Consider the following 14,432-nt stretch of genomic DNA (forward strand, 5'->3'; position numbering starts at 1 on the left):
CAATGAGCTACGGGATGTCAAAAACAGTTTCGATGTCATATGAGAAGGCAATCGAGAAGGTCACGGAGGAGTTGAAAAAGGAAGGGTTTGGAGTTCTGACCACGATCGACGTCAAGGACACGCTCAAGAGGAAACTCGACGTGGACTTCAACAAGTACATCATCCTGGGAGCCTGCAATCCTCCATTCGCCTATAAAGCACTCCAGGCCGAGGAACAAATCGGGCTGCTGCTCCCCTGCAATGTGATCGTATATGAGAAGGAAGGGAGAACCGTCGTCGGGATCTTTGATCCGATGACGATGACAAAGATGGTAGAAAACGAGGCGCTGAAACCAATTGCAGAAGATGTCGCAGCCAGGCTTCAGCGGGTGTTTCAAGCGATCGAGTGACATCTACCGTCGGCGGGTCAGGAGCCCATGTCTTTGAGCTCTTCCTGTGACCGCCTGGCATACTCCGAATCGGGAAATACTGCTATCGCCCTCTTGAACAGTTCACGGGCCCTCTCGTATTCGTCGGCACGCTTGTGTACAACCCCACCGTAGTACAGAATCAGCACTTTCAGTTCTTTTCCCTGTTCCTGGAAATCCGGACGTCTGAGCAGGAGGATAAAATCCTCGAGTGAAGTCGAAAGTCTCCCGGCATAGTCAGGCAACTCGAGGCCGTTGATCCCGCGAATCAAGTGCACCATGATGTTACCGGGGTCCAGTGCAATGGCTCTGTCGAGTTCTTCGCACCCCTGCCGCATGTACTTCAGCTTATTGGGCGGCCACCAGGAATCCCGGCCCCGCATTGTCAGAAGAGCTCCGCGATATGCAACCGCGACAGCGTTGGTCGAATCAATTGCCAGCAACTGATCGAACGTCCGAACTCCTTTGTCGACCGAGTTCCCATCGCCCGCCGCCGCTTGATCATGGTACAACCGTCCCAGATCCATCAGGACCGATTCATCCCGAGGGTTTGACTTGAGCCGTTGCTCCAACTCTCTGGTCTTCTCCTGACCGGCGAGAGGTACAACGAGGGCGAGTCCCAGCAGAAGTGAAACAACCCGCGTAGAGAGAAGAATCGAGTTCATCGTGACGCTCCATCAAGTTCCTGGGCAACCGCTTTTCCCCGCTCCGCCCTGGCCTTCCTTCCTGATCCCCTCGATCTCAGATAATCCCACACACGAAAGAGAAGCAACGCTGCGATCACTGCACCGTAGCGGAGCGGCCGGCTCGTATCGGCCTTGACCAGCCAAAGATAATGAAATACTCCGCAGAGTGCCACACCATAGACCAGCCGGTGCAGCAACTGCCATCGCTTGCCTCCCATCCAGTGCTGGATTCTGTCCAGGGATGTAATCGCCAGCGGAACCATCAGAACGAAACCTGTGAATCCGACGGTAATGAACGGACGCTTGGCGACGTCTCTCAGAATTTCATCGAATGCGAAAAACTGGTCGAGATAGACGTAGGTGGTGAGATGCAGGGATCCATAAAAGAACGCGAAAAGCCCGACCATGCGCCGGAATCGTGCGAGACGGGACCAACCGGTGATCTTGCGAAACGGAGTGACTGCAAGAGTGATGACGAGAAAACGGAGCGTCCAGATTCCTGTTTCTTCGGTGATGTCCTTGATCGGATTCGCACTCAACTCCCCCGTTGCGGCTCCATACAGGAGCAACCCCAACGGTACGAGAGCAAGGACGAACACCGCGACTTTCAGAAGTCCTATTTCCCACTGCGTTCTTGTCATGCCGGAACGGGGTTAGAAGAGCTTCCGCAAATCCATTCCAGAATACATTGAACCGACCTGGTCTGCATAGCCATTGAACGGAAGAGTTTTGCGTTTCAAGAAATCGCCGATCCGACGCTCCGTCTTCTGGCTCCAGCGCGGATGATCCACGTCGGGATTTACGTTGGAGTAAAATCCGTATTCATCGGGACCCGCGAGCATCCAGGTCGTTTTGGGTTCCTGATCTGTGAACCTGATCTTGACGATGGACTTTATTCCCTTGAAGCCGTACTTCCAGGGAACGACAAGTCGCAATGGAGCGCCGTTTTGATTCGGAAGGTCCTTTCCATAAAGTCCGGTCGCCAGAAACGTCAACGGATGAAGTGCTTCGTCGAGCCGCAGTCCTTCTGTGTACGGCCAGCGAAGGTATCGCTCTTTCTGCCCCGGCATCTGTTCAGGCCTGAAGATTGTTTCGAACGTCACGTACTTTGCACGCGATGTCGGTTCGACCCTTCTGACCAGATCCGCAAGAGGAACACCGCGCCACGGAATCACCATCGACCATCCCTCGACACATCGCATCCGGTAAATTCTGTCTTCGAGTTTGTGCGGTTTCAGAAAATCTTCGAGGTTATACGTGGCCGGCTTCCTGACCTCCCCTTCGATTCGCACAGACCATGGCTTCGGTTGAAAGCGCCCTGAGTACTTTGCAGGGTCTCCCTTGTCAACTCCGAATTCGTAGAAATTGTTGTACGAAGTGATGTCTTTAAAAGTGCTTACTTCTTCGTCTGTGTCGTACGGACCCTTTTTGCCGCGCGGCCAGCGATCGTCCGCGTGGGCGGCTTCAAGGAACGCCAGGGAGGACGCGAATCCGATACCGGCTGCCGCTGCAGCCTGGATGAACTCACGGCGGTTGAAGTACAGATGTTCAGGTGTGATATCGGTTGACTTGAGATCCTCGGCCCGCTTGACCAGCATGCTGCGTCCCTCCAATGTGATTGGCTGCAACTACAAAACACACCGGCCCGGGGCTTCGTTCCTTGTCAGGATGTGAGAAATGACAGCTGGGGTCGATCGTCACCCTCGATGCTGGTGCCACCAGCGTTCAACGACATCAGGGATTTCCGTTTTCACCTCGCTTTGCTTCCATTTGTCGAAAAACTTGATGTCGGCACTGCTGGGTTCGGGATTGGGGAAATCAATCTGGACGCGCAGCGGCATGGGGATAGCCTCCCCAACGATGAGGGCCTCCCCCTGTCGCAGCGAAGGAAGCGTGTCGATAAGCCCCGCAAACGTATCTGACATCAATTTCCGGACATAACCCTGGTCGACAGGGTTCGTGAGGCGGAGAATGACAAAGTTGTTGCACTGCGAGATAATGGTTTCAGACACTTCAGCAGGGCGCTGGCTCACGATCATGCAACTCACGCCGTATTTACGCCCTTCCTTCGCGATTCTTTCAACCGTTCGTCTCGCCGCGCCAGCTCCGGTTCCGCCGCTCGGAAGATAGTTGTGCGCTTCCTCGAAGACAAGAAGTATGGGGAAGTCGCGTCGGCTCGCATTCCAGAAATTGAAATCGAATGCGAGGCGGGCGAGCAGCGATACGATGGTGTTGACGATATCGAACGGAACACCGCTCATGTCCATAATTGTGATACGGGAGTCCTGATTCCGTCCGAAGATCTTGCCCAGGAGCACGGCAAACGAGGAAGACTGCACGTACTCCTTCGGTTTGAACATGAACGCATAGCGCGGATCGTTCAAACGGCTGTCGAGACGGACAAGGAACCTTGTGAACTTCCCATAGAAAGGTCCCTCTTTCGCTGTCGACCCGGTGAGACCCGAGATCTTTTCCGAATCATAATACTGAATCTTCGCACGGACCTCCGCAAGGTCGAAGTACACTGGCGTATCCACTGTGAGAATATCTGCGAGACCGGGATTCTTGCCCTTCTTTGACGCAACGATAAGGTCCTTGAACACGGTAAGCTGTGTCGCCGAGTTCTCGTCGCGCTCATCGATGAACGTCTCCTGAAGTTCAGCGAGGTTCATCAGCCAGAACGGTAGTTCAAGCTCCGCGATATCGAGGTGCTGACTCGTCTCCGGAAAGGCATTGCTGTATTCGTTGTGGATATCGAGAATGATGACATTCGTATCCGGATAGACCGCCACTTTTTGAAGAATCGAAGAAACCGTACATGATTTTCCGGAGCCGCTGGACCCGAGGATTGCAAGGTGCTTTCCGAAGAACTTATTCGGGTCGAGATATGCGCGTTCGCGCTCGAACATCGAGAGTTGCCCAACTGAGAACCCGAATTTGCGGAACACGGAGAACACCGCCGTCAGGTCAGCATCCTCTGCGATGAATACCGGTGAATCAACCGGGGGGATAACGGAGACACCGCGCTCGTAGCGACCCGCTTTGACGGTTCCAACAAGGCTGAGGTCCATCACGCAGCGCTGAGTCAGCTTCCCGTTTTCTGAGACGTCGATCTTTTTGAACTCTGACACCATGGCGACGACAATGATCTTCGCAACCGGGATAAGCACATAGCTGCCGATCTGGCCGATATAGTAGATCTTGCCATTGAGCTCGCGGGCAAGGTTCTTGATTTCCGAGTCCATGACAGCGGTCATGGTGCCGCTGGTGACTCCCGTTACAATGCCGACTCGTTTCTGTTCAGTCATATCACTCCCCGCTGGAAAGACACTAGTGAGTGGCTTCGTTCATTCGTTTGATCACAACAATGGTTTTGTCATCCCCATCGTCGGATGCCGATGAGTACTTCAATACATCGTCCACCAGGAGCTGGCAGATTTCACGGGCCGTGAGGTGTGCGATCTCTTTGATTTTCTCCTGCAGCCTGTCTTCACCGTACATGACCCCTCCCCCGACCGCCTCCACAACACCGTCCGTGTACAACACAACGACGTCGCCTTTGTCCAAATGTGTATTGTCCACTTTGTAGAGCCCATCCGGGAACGGTCCCATGATTTGTCCTGTCGCCTCCAGCATGTCGATGCGCTTGTCCCGTGCACGATAGACCATCGGGCTGTTGTGTCCAGCGTTCGAATAGAGCAGGAGTCCCTTCGGATCGTTCGAGAGTTCAGCGTAGAACATCGTCACGAACTGCTCTTCCGCGAAGGTCTTGTTCACCAGCCTGTTCACGCGGGACATCAGGGCGCTGATCTTGGTGTGAAAGGTGATGCCCATCCGAAGCGCGCCCGAGACATAAAGGGCTTGGGCTGCGGCCCTGAATCCTTTGCTCGCAGCATCCCCGATGACAACGCTCAACCGGTCTTCTTCTTCGTCAGATTGCAGGTAGTCAAAAAAATCGCCCCCTACCACCCTGTCAGGAATCGAAACACCGTAGAGCTCATAATGATGGAAGTTGAGCGCATGCTGCGGAAGGATACTCTGCTGGATTTCCCGGGCCTTGTCAAGGTCCTTCTCGAGCAAATCAGCTTTGCGTTCAACCTTCTTGCCGCGCAGGAGGGAGGTCACTGCCAGGCTGATGATATTCAGATCCGCGAGCAGGGATTCCTCCAGCCTGTCCGAATTGAAGGCAAGGATATACTGCGGGACTTTCCCCTTCTTCGTATCGATTCGTTCCCCAACGCCCGTCGCCGAGTACTTGACGATCCCTTTTTTCCTCAGGTGGCGATCCGTCTCATTTGCGATCAGCGAGCGATGATCCGCCAGCTGGTAGAAGATCGGATAACTCGAGAGAGCGATTTTGTAGCCATGTTCAACCCGATCGATGACACCGATCTGATGAATCAGGCGGTACGAGGTGGTGGATGGCTCATATTGCCAAATCCGCCCCCCTTTGATATTGATCTGCTCATCTTTTACGATTTCGTTCAAAACATGCTTGAGAAGCTCTTTGTCTGTCTTGAAATCGTGTGACGCGAAACTCTCAATTGTTCGGTACAGACGACGTTGATTCATCATAACGTTTAAGAAACCTTTTCGTGAAGCACTGTGGTGAATGCAAAGGAACGCTGGTGCATGGGATACTCTGGCATGCGAGGAACAAGGGGCGGGCTTTCCCGCGGGGAAAGACCCGGATCCCGGTGTCCGCACGTGTAATGCGTCGTAATTTTACCGCATTTCTGAATGAAAATCAAATTTGAGATTGAGTTGCCCCTGATCAGGTGACGATGATCAATCGAGTTTCTTTTTGAACCGGAGTGCGCTTGCGACGAGAATGGCAAGTCCCATGAGCACCAACATCACCGCTTGCGGCCAGAGCGTGCTGATTCCTGCACCCTTCAGTATGATTGATCGGATGATAATGAGGTAATAGCGCATCGGTATGCCGAGCGAGAGATACTGCAGCACAGTTGGCATGTTTTCGATCGGAAAAACAAAACCGGAGATATACATCATGGGCATCATCACGAAGAACATCGCCGTCATCATGGCCTGCTGCTGCGTCCTCGAGATCGTTGAAACGAAGAGCCCAACTCCAAGTGAAGTCATGAGAAAGGCGGCGGTGAGAACAAACAGTAACAGGACGCTCCCTTTGATTGCGATGCCGAACCCGAATACCATGACTGTCAGCACCACGCACACGTTTACCATGCCGATAATCGTAAATGGTATGAGCTTTCCCAGGATCAGCTCGTACGATCTGATCGGCGTCACCATGAGCTGCTCCAGCGTGCCCACTTCCTTCTCTTTCACAATCGCCATCGCAGTCAGGTTCGTTGTCGTGATGAGAAGTATCAACACGAGCACACCGGGAACCATAAAATTGCGGCTCTTCAGCGAAGGGTTGTACCACGAACGTATCTGCGCATCGACCCTTCCCGAAAGAGCTCTCCCACCGAGCACTTCCGTGAGAATGCTGGTCGATGCGCCGATAATGATCTGATTGACATAGCTCATGCCGATTGCTGCGGTATTCCCTTCACTGCCGTCGAAGATCACCTGGATAGTCGCCGGTTCGTTTCTCAGCACGTTGTCACCAAACCGCGGGGGAATGACCAACGCCATGGTGACCTTGTTGTTATCGACGTAGTCCTGGATGGAGTTGTAGTCATCCGTTGCGTACTCGATCATGAAGTAGCCGGAATTCGAAAATCGCTGGATGAACTGACGGCTCTCCGCCGATTTGTCCAGATCACAGACGACCATCGAGATGTTCTTCACATCAAGCGATGCCGCGAACCCGAGAAACGTCAGCTGGATGACCGGAGCGAGAAAGACGATCGGCAGCAGCCGCCGGTCCTTCAGCAACTGGCCGAATTCCTTCTTGAGAAGCGCTATGATCCGGTGTCGGCTCACGTATCTATCCTATGGTCCGTTTGAATCGTACTGTGCTGATCGTCAGCAAGACAGTCGCAAAAACCGCCAGGTAAACAAGCTGCTCCCAGAACGCAGCAATGCCCGCTCCCTTGAGAAGGATGCTGCGGAGTATGACCAGATAGAACTTCGCCGGCGTGACGTTCGACAACACCTGCAGCCACCACGGCATGCTCCGGATCGGGAACACGAATCCGGAGAGAATAATCGTAGGAAGCATGGAAACGAGAGCGGCTATCTGAAATGCGACCTGCTGGCTATCCGAGATCGTTGAAACAAGCAACCCAATGCTCAGTGCCGCGATGACAAAGAGCACCGTCGCCCCAAACAGCAGAAACACACTCCCTTTGATGACCACTCCAAACAAGGCGTACGCCGCAATGAGTACGAGCGCCGCGGCGACGAGCGAAATGAGCGCATACGGTATCAACTTTCCCATGATGAAGTGGAGAGAATGTACCGGCGAGACGTTTATTTGTTCAATCGTGTTGCGTTCCTTTTCCCGGACAATGGACAACGACGTCGCAATGACGGCTGTGATCGCGAGGATGAATGCGATCAGTCCGGGCACGAGAAATTTGGAGCTCTTCAGTTCCGGATTGTACCAGATGCGCCCCTCGTACTGTATGGGGATGTAGTTGCCCCGGCCAATCTTCGCCAGATTGTTCAACACGATCCGCTGAGAATACTGAAGAACAACAGCCTGCGAAAACCCCACGATGGTCGTTGCCGAGTTCGCATCCATTCCGTCTACAAGGATCTGGACTGAGGCAGACTCGTTCGCATGCATGCGATCTGAAAAACCCGCTGGCACGACGAGAACCATGCGCGCGTGCCCGTCGTCCAGCATGTGCGTCGCCTCCTCCGACGTTGCCAGGTCCTGCACATAGTCGAAGTACCCCGACGTGACGAAGGAATTGACGAACTCCCGGGAGATGGACCCTTTGTCCAGGTTCACCACAACCATCCTGATGTGATTGACGTCAAAATTCAACGCATACCCGTTCAGCAGCAGAAGGCCTGCGGGGACAAGCGTCAGCACAGCGAGCACGCGTTTATCTCTCCGGATGTGCCGGAATTCCTTCTTTATGATCGGAAGTAGACGGTCAAGCATGCGTTGTTCCCTAAGCGGCTCGTTGAGCTTCCTGATCCAGCAGATAGATGAACACATCCTCGAGCGAAGGCGTGATGCGCTCGATATGCGTCACGTGAATGTCCTGTTTCTTCAACACCTTTTTGATCTCCCTCCGCGCCAGCGTCTCGTCGGAGACACTGACGTGCATCGACGTTCCGAACACCGACGTCTCCACTGCCCACGGCTGCTGCTCAAGCAACGCGAGAGCTTCGATCACGGTGCCGCATCGCACTTCAAGAATCGGCGTCTTGATGTGCTGTTCCTTGAGCTCTTTTGGACTACCCCCGGCGATGATCTTGCCGGCGTTGATGAGGATGATGTCGTTGCAATATTCCGCCTCTTCGAGGAAGTGCGTAGTCACAAGGACCGTTATTCCATCAGCGGAAAGGTCGTTGATGAGTTCCCAGAACTTCCTCCGCATGACCGGGTCTACGCCGCTCGTCGGCTCATCCAGGAACACAATTCTCGGCCGGTGAAGCACCGCACAGCCGAGCGCAAGGCGTTGCTTCCACCCTCCTGACAGCGTGCCCGTGATGCTCCGTTCACGCCCTTTGAGGTTAGCCATCTCCAGCACCCATTGCTTCCGCTCCGCAAGCTCACCGTCGCTCAGCCCGTACACCTTGCCGAAGAAGTTGATGTTCTCATCCACCGTGAGATCCTCGTAGAGCGAGAACCGTTGCGACATGTACCCGATGTTCTCTTTGACCTTTTCCGATTGCGTGTTGATATCATAACCGCCGACCCGGGCCGTCCCTTTTGTCGTTTGCAGAAGCCCGCACAGCATGCGGATCGTCGTGGACTTGCCCGCTCCGTTGGCCCCGAGGAACCCGAAGATTTCCCCCTGCTTCACTTCGAAAGAGATGTGGTCGACTGCACAGAACTTTCCGAAGTGCTTGGTCAGGTTTTCGACTTCAATCGCATTCACAGCCATGAGATATCATCCTCAAAGGATCGGCCCCTGCTACCGCAGCTCGCCAAGTGCTTTCTCCAGCCTTGCTTCCGCCAATTCATGGTCCACCAACGACTGCGTCAGCTGGAGTTTTGACTGCAGTAGTGCGACTTCCGCATCGAGGAGCTCGGAGCTCGACGTAAGGCCTGCCTTGTACTTTTCTGCCGCCGTCCGGTAGTTTTCATTTGCCTGATCGACAGTCAATTCGGAAAGCCTGATGCGTTCCTTCGCCTGCTGGAAATTCAGATAGCTCTGCGTCACCTCGAGCGTGATACCGTCCTTCAATGTCACGAGAGCGTCTTTTGTTTGTTCAAGCTGTGCCTTCGCCTGATTCGTCTGGTGCAACGCCGTGAGGTTGTTCCAGAGATCGAACTGGACCGAAAGACCCACATCCCATGTGTCCTTGAATTCGTCTTTGGCCGGAATGATCCGCTGATTTGGCCTGGCATAATTGTAGTTCCCTGTGAGAAAGATCTGCGGAAACCAGCCTCCCACAGCCGAAGTCACTGCTGCTCCGGCGGCTTTCACGCGCGATTCCATCCCCAGGACTTCTGGGCGGGTTCCCAGAGCCGAGGCGAGCGTCTTTGCCAATTCGGGAAATTCTCTCGTCGTCGCAGTGAGGGGCGAGGCAATGCCGACGTCTGTACCAAGAGGGATGCCGATCGTTGAGTTCAGGGAAATCATCGCAAGCCTTACAGCATTTCCCGCGTCACTTTGAAGGATCTTCGAATTGGATAGTTGCACTCTCACCTTCAAGACATCGTTGGTGGTTGCCATCCCCTGCTTCACCAGGTTTTCGACATCCTCAAGATGCGAACTCACTTGTTTCACATTTTCGTCAGTCAGGCGTTTCATTTCGTTTACCCTGTACAGGTTCCAATAGGCCGACTTGATATTGAAGACCAGTTCCGCCCTCTCCTTCGCCACATCAATTCTGGAGGCCTCAGCCTGGAATGCTGCGTTGTCCGCTGCGCCCTGGAATTTCCAACCGGTGAAGAGCGGCTGTTGAAAGGAGGCCCGGAGATTGTAGCTGTTCGGGATGTAGGGAAACAACGAGGTAGGCGCTCCCGGAAGCGGGAGAGTAAACGCCGGCACCTCGCTCAATCGTTGATATGAACCCATCACCTTTAATGACGGATAGAGCATTGCGCTCATTTCACTCGCTTTTGCACCCGCATACTCCGATTTCATCTGCGCAGCGTGAAGAACCCGGCTGTTTTCGATTCCGATGTTCACGCTTTCCTCAATCGTGAGCATCTTCACCTGCGCAACAGCGCTCGAGAATCCTGCGACCAACAGAGCCAATGTTACAGTAATCGTTTTCATGCTGCCGGGCCTTCCACAATGCCTTGTTTGCTGTTTCGCTCCGAAAGAAGAGAGATAAAAACATTTTCCAGGGACGGCGCGATCACCCGGTGATCGGCTACTTCCACAGAGTGTTTCTTCAGAGCTTCGAGAATTCTGCGCATCCCCTTTTTTTCGTCCTCCACCACGACATTCAGCCGGTCGCCAAAGGCCTGCACTTCCATCGCCAGTTGCCCTGATTTGAGAACCGATGACGCCTTGCGAATGTCGTCGCACACCAACTCGACAATCGTGCCTTTCATGGTACTCTTGAGATTCTGCGGGGTATCCGCCACGAGCACCCGCCCTGCGTTCATCATCGCAACGCGGCTGCAGCGCTCGGCCTCATCCAGATAGGGCGTCGTCATCAGGATGGTGATGCCGGTTTTCAAGAGGTTCGAGAGGATCTTCCAGAAATCACGCCGCGAAACCGGGTCGACGCCGGCGGTCGGTTCATCAAGAAAAATCACCTCTGGCGTATGAATCAACGTGCAGGCGAGCGCGAGCTTCTGCTTCATGCCTCCGGACAGGTTTTCCGCGAACCGGCTGCGAAAAGGGACCAGCCGGGTAAACTCGAGAAGTTCCTCCCTCCGTGTCCGGTATTCACGTACTCCATGGATCTCTGCGAAGAACTCGATGTTCTCATCGACAGTCAGGTCGCCATAGAGGCTGAATTTCTGAGACAGGTATCCTATGCGATCCTTCACTTGGCCGGGCTGTTTCCGTACGTCGTAGCCGCACACGTACAACTCCCCCTCGTCGGGCGGAAGAATGCCGCAGAGCATCCTGATCGTAGTCGTCTTGCCGGAACCGTCGGGACCAACAAGGGCATACATCTCCCCCTTCTCGATCCGCATCGACACCGAATCGACTGCGCGATGGATCCCGAATGACTTGCTGACTGACCTTAGTTCGATGGCGCTCATAGCACTTTGCGATCAACGCACGACGGCATCGGCCGGCATTCCAGACTTCAACGCGCGTTCTTTGTTTTCCACCTCGAGCTTCACACCGAAGACCAGCTTCGTTCGGTCTTCTTTGGTTTGAACATTCTTCGGAGTGAATTCTGCTATAGGCGAAATGTACATGACCTTTCCGGGGAAGGTCTTCTGGGGATAGGTATCGATCGATACGTCCGCCGGTCCCCCAAGCTTCACTTTGCCGAGCTCTGACTCATTGACGTAGATCATCAGTTCCATCTTGTCGAGGCGTGCGATCGTGGCAATCACGGCGCCCATGCTCACGAGTTCACCTTCCTCAAAAGGCTTATGCGTGATCGTGCCCGCGACCGGAGCGATGATGACTGCGTCAGTGAGCTGTTTCATAAGCAGGTCCGCGGTCGCTCTGGCCTGACCTGCCCGGGCTTTCGCCGCGGCCAGGTCTTCGGGACGCGCGAATTTCCGGAGCTTGCCAAGGTTCTGTTCGGCGGAATTCAACTGGGCCCTGGCGATCGTGTATCGCGATTCGGCGTCGTCGAATTGTTTTTTCGAGATCGTGTTCGTCGCAAGCAGCTGTTTCATTCTCGCGTAGTCATCATTGGAGCTCTTGAAGGACGCCTCGGCCTGACGCTGCGCCTCTTCACCGAGCCTCAGGTCTTCCGAGCGTGCGCCGTTGAGCAACAGCCTGTGTTGTGCGTCTGCTACTTCGAAGCCCGCCTGCGCCTGCTTCCATTGCAGGACCAGCGTGGAGCGATCAAGGATCACAAGCGTATCGCCGGCTTTCACCTCACTCCCTTCCTGCACACGAATGGTCTCAATCTGACCCGGCACCTTCGCGCTCACTTTTACTTCCGTTGCTTCGAGTGTGCCGCTCGCTTCTATTGCTCCTTTGCTGCCGTTCCCGCATCCCCAGAGCACGAAGCCCAGAACCAGGAAAATGGATTTCGTTTTCATGATGTCCTTCGTTGTGAACTAGACGAATTCAGTTGGTTTGTCGAAGACGTGAAATTCTTTCCTCGCCGCATCGGTCAGTGCACCCTCGAAGAGAACCTTCAGGATGTTCTGCGCAGCTTCCTGTGCAGAGAAGGAGCATTGCGTGAGCACTTGTGGATTGATTACTCCCTGTATGGAGCTCATAAGCATACGGATCAAGACTTGCTCATGAATCTCGGGACGAAAGATGTTCTCATTGCGAGCCTGCACGATCATGGCGACAAGTTTGCTCACGATGTGTTCCTCCCGGAATTTGTCGAGCTCTCGCCATATCAATGGTGCGTTGCGTTGAACATCAGCCAGCCCTTCCTTCCGAAGGCGGCTGATGTACTTCCCCATTGTCACCATAGCTTCAGCCAGTTTCTCTGCGAAGGGCTTATCGGAAGAAGAGATGCGCTCCAGCTCCCACCCAGCGGAGCGCATCATCGTATGCAAGGAGGCTCTCAACAGCTCCTCCTTGCTTGGATAAAACTTGTAGAGTGTCTTCTTGCTTATCCCGAGGTCGGATGCTATCTCGTCAAGCGTCACTTTGCTGAACCCTCTGGAAAGAAACGCATCCCGGGCATGTTCCAGCACTCTCTCTCTCACCTCAAGATTATTCGTCATTTGCTAGCATACGGATACCAATTGAGTATTTAAGGTTTCCACTGGTGCTTATCGCATACTATACATATCGTTATGGAGTCACTATGTTGGTATTTGAGAAACTAATATCGTGTCTTACGTTTCCAATATAGATAATCGGAGAAGGTATGTCAAGCGAAATTTTCCTGCATCCGTCGCCTGTTGGTCTTGTCTCAATTTCACGGCCACTTCTGCATTGATGAGATTGGCACTACCCTGTCGCAAGCGCATGTACCGAACTCTATTGGCAAGAGGCTGAGGAGGGGATGATTCTACGGGAGGCGAGTTCGGAGACAACATGGTCGAACGCTGAGCGAAGGCCTGGAATCAGAGCAGAGGTTTCCCCGCGTCCGGTTACAAATCAATCTGACCGGGAGTCAAGTTTGTCAGGAACTCGAGCCAGGTCAATTCTTGGACGAACGAAGATCGGGACTCCGCCTCAACGAAGCGAATTCACCCATGAGCGTCCGAACCATCGATCATCATCTCCGGCACAATCCTGACAAACGTATCATGACGAGCCGCCTGCTCAAACCCGCTATCAATAGGCATTTCAGGCGTATGACTTCCAGGAGCCTTCCACTGACATTTTTCGCATACACAGGTTCTTGCCACTGGCAACGAGACGGTTGCAACATGCTATTATGCGGAATAGTAGGATCGAGTGTGTCGGCAAGAATGCAAAAACCCTGGCTATCATACCGATGCCAGGGTTTCTTCAATTCATTGAGGTGTGTTTTCGAAGCGATCGTTCCAGTAGGCGTGCTGGTGCTCGATCACCCGCACCAGCGACTAGTGCACAACTGCACCGAACATGTTATGCATGTGGAGGCGCGAGTTCGCGCAAGGCCTTCGCCCCTTCGCTCCCCAAAACGAATTCAAACTCCTCGGCACAAAGATCCAGCACCGATACAGTTCCACCGGGAATCATGCTGCAACACTCAGGCCGATTCGCAAGATCAGGATCATCAATTGTCAGAACACCGCCATCGATCGTGACCGGGAATGCGAAGCAGAAGAATGGTTTCAGCATGTCCTTCGGCAGTCCCTCCTCCATCGCTGCCGTCTGAAGGACACAGCGTCCGTCATGCTTCAGAAACACGCAGCCTTTCTCGGTCGTTTGAGTCCCCGTCCCCTTGCCGGACGGATAATCGGCATCTTCTTCCACTTCGACATCGAACCATGCGGCCGGATCTTTGATCTGCCCAGGTTCCATATGCCGATGGATAAGGTCAACATGATGCAGGATGTTGTCACGCTCCTCGATGTCGAGCAGGACCCCTCCCGCGCAACAGGTCGCATTGCAGTTGATCATCGAACAGCCGTGCTGGAACCTTGAGTTAAATACGACCGGGTCGACCTTCAAGGCGGGGATATGCGCAAGCTTGTGTGTGCGAAGTATCGGGTAGCTGCTGTCTGCCATCG

14 protein-coding genes are annotated in these 14,432 nt (G+C 53.9%); 1 reads left to right on the forward strand and 13 read right to left on the reverse strand.

Translation table 11 applies throughout. The features are described from left to right. The first annotated feature begins 14 nt into the window (after nucleotides 1-14). Nucleotides 15-389, forward strand: coding sequence for a DUF302 domain-containing protein (locus NTU47_08295; protein MCX6133797.1), 375 nt, complete (start codon nucleotides 15-17; stop codon nucleotides 387-389). Between the two features lie 17 nt (nucleotides 390-406). On the opposite strand, the gene NTU47_08300 is transcribed toward NTU47_08295, so the two are convergent. The 13 genes from NTU47_08300 to NTU47_08360 form a co-directional block, all read right to left on the reverse strand. Further along, nucleotides 407-1,072 carry a hypothetical protein gene (locus NTU47_08300; GenBank protein MCX6133798.1) on the reverse strand — a complete coding sequence of 222 codons (666 nt, stop codon included), beginning with the start codon at nucleotides 1,070-1,072 and terminating at the stop codon, nucleotides 407-409. Next, nucleotides 1,069-1,734, reverse strand: coding sequence for a sulfoxide reductase heme-binding subunit YedZ (locus tag NTU47_08305; protein ID MCX6133799.1), 666 nt, complete (start codon nucleotides 1,732-1,734; stop codon nucleotides 1,069-1,071). Before NTU47_08305 ends, NTU47_08300 begins: the two co-directional genes overlap by 4 nt. Nucleotides 1,735-1,746: 12 nt before the next feature. Further along, nucleotides 1,747-2,691, reverse strand: a complete 945-nt coding sequence (gene msrP, locus NTU47_08310) for a protein-methionine-sulfoxide reductase catalytic subunit MsrP (GenBank protein MCX6133800.1) — start codon at nucleotides 2,689-2,691, stop codon at nucleotides 1,747-1,749. 99 nt (nucleotides 2,692-2,790) lie between these two features. Continuing rightward, on the reverse strand, nucleotides 2,791-4,401 hold the full coding sequence (locus NTU47_08315) for an ATP-binding protein (GenBank protein MCX6133801.1): 1,611 nt from the start codon (nucleotides 4,399-4,401) through the stop codon (nucleotides 2,791-2,793). A 22-nt stretch (nucleotides 4,402-4,423) separates the two neighbouring features. Continuing rightward, on the reverse strand, nucleotides 4,424-5,665 hold the full coding sequence (locus NTU47_08320; protein ID MCX6133802.1) for a SpoIIE family protein phosphatase: 1,242 nt from the start codon (nucleotides 5,663-5,665) through the stop codon (nucleotides 4,424-4,426). A gap of 216 nt (nucleotides 5,666-5,881) precedes the next feature. After that, nucleotides 5,882-7,006, reverse strand: a complete 1,125-nt coding sequence (locus NTU47_08325; GenBank protein ID MCX6133803.1) for an ABC transporter permease — start codon at nucleotides 7,004-7,006, stop codon at nucleotides 5,882-5,884. 4 nt (nucleotides 7,007-7,010) lie between these two features. Next, the gene (locus NTU47_08330; GenBank protein ID MCX6133804.1) at nucleotides 7,011-8,138 is read right to left on the reverse strand and encodes an ABC transporter permease; all 1,128 of its coding nucleotides are present in this window, start codon (nucleotides 8,136-8,138) and stop codon (nucleotides 7,011-7,013) included. A gap of 10 nt (nucleotides 8,139-8,148) precedes the next feature. Then, nucleotides 8,149-9,090: an ABC transporter ATP-binding protein gene (locus tag NTU47_08335; protein MCX6133805.1), complete on the reverse strand. Its 942-nt coding sequence runs from the start codon at nucleotides 9,088-9,090 to the stop codon at nucleotides 8,149-8,151. A gap of 30 nt (nucleotides 9,091-9,120) precedes the next feature. Continuing rightward, nucleotides 9,121-10,434 carry a TolC family protein gene (locus NTU47_08340; GenBank protein ID MCX6133806.1) on the reverse strand — a complete coding sequence of 438 codons (1,314 nt, stop codon included), beginning with the start codon at nucleotides 10,432-10,434 and terminating at the stop codon, nucleotides 9,121-9,123. Further along, a complete protein-coding gene (locus tag NTU47_08345) occupies nucleotides 10,431-11,378 on the reverse strand; it encodes an ABC transporter ATP-binding protein (protein ID MCX6133807.1) in 948 nt (315 codons plus the stop codon). The genes NTU47_08340 and NTU47_08345 overlap by 4 nt, the downstream gene beginning before the upstream one ends. Before the next feature lie 12 nt (nucleotides 11,379-11,390). After that, nucleotides 11,391-12,344, reverse strand: a complete 954-nt coding sequence (locus NTU47_08350) for an efflux RND transporter periplasmic adaptor subunit (protein MCX6133808.1) — start codon at nucleotides 12,342-12,344, stop codon at nucleotides 11,391-11,393. Nucleotides 12,345-12,362: 18 nt separating this feature from the next. Further along, nucleotides 12,363-12,989, reverse strand: coding sequence for a TetR/AcrR family transcriptional regulator (locus NTU47_08355; GenBank protein ID MCX6133809.1), 627 nt, complete (start codon nucleotides 12,987-12,989; stop codon nucleotides 12,363-12,365). 835 nt (nucleotides 12,990-13,824) lie between these two features. Then, nucleotides 13,825-14,430 carry a DUF3109 family protein gene (locus tag NTU47_08360; protein ID MCX6133810.1) on the reverse strand — a complete coding sequence of 202 codons (606 nt, stop codon included), beginning with the start codon at nucleotides 14,428-14,430 and terminating at the stop codon, nucleotides 13,825-13,827. Between the last annotated feature and the right edge of the window lie 2 nt (nucleotides 14,431-14,432).

The sequence above is a fragment of the Ignavibacteriales bacterium genome, from assembly GCA_026390595.1.
Classification (GTDB): Bacteria; Bacteroidota; Ignavibacteria; order UBA10030; family UBA10030; genus UBA9647.

Coding starts and splice junctions, on each gene's coding strand:
- NTU47_08340 (MCX6133806.1), bottom strand. CDS start 10,434: ATGAAAACGATTACTGTAACATTGGCTCTGTTGGTCGCAGGATTCTCG.
- NTU47_08295 (MCX6133797.1), top strand. CDS start 15: ATGTCAAAAACAGTTTCGATGTCATATGAGAAGGCAATCGAGAAGGTC.
- NTU47_08320 (MCX6133802.1), bottom strand. CDS start 5,665: ATGAATCAACGTCGTCTGTACCGAACAATTGAGAGTTTCGCGTCACAC.
- NTU47_08315 (MCX6133801.1), bottom strand. CDS start 4,401: ATGACTGAACAGAAACGAGTCGGCATTGTAACGGGAGTCACCAGCGGC.
- NTU47_08350 (MCX6133808.1), bottom strand. CDS start 12,344: ATGAAAACGAAATCCATTTTCCTGGTTCTGGGCTTCGTGCTCTGGGGA.
- NTU47_08345 (MCX6133807.1), bottom strand. CDS start 11,378: ATGAGCGCCATCGAACTAAGGTCAGTCAGCAAGTCATTCGGGATCCAT.
- NTU47_08355 (MCX6133809.1), bottom strand. CDS start 12,989: ATGACGAATAATCTTGAGGTGAGAGAGAGAGTGCTGGAACATGCCCGG.
- msrP (MCX6133800.1), bottom strand. CDS start 2,691: ATGCTGGTCAAGCGGGCCGAGGATCTCAAGTCAACCGATATCACACCT.
- NTU47_08360 (MCX6133810.1), bottom strand. CDS start 14,430: ATGGCAGACAGCAGCTACCCGATACTTCGCACACACAAGCTTGCGCAT.
- NTU47_08335 (MCX6133805.1), bottom strand. CDS start 9,090: ATGGCTGTGAATGCGATTGAAGTCGAAAACCTGACCAAGCACTTCGGA.
- NTU47_08305 (MCX6133799.1), bottom strand. CDS start 1,734: ATGACAAGAACGCAGTGGGAAATAGGACTTCTGAAAGTCGCGGTGTTC.
- NTU47_08330 (MCX6133804.1), bottom strand. CDS start 8,138: ATGCTTGACCGTCTACTTCCGATCATAAAGAAGGAATTCCGGCACATC.
- NTU47_08300 (MCX6133798.1), bottom strand. CDS start 1,072: ATGAACTCGATTCTTCTCTCTACGCGGGTTGTTTCACTTCTGCTGGGA.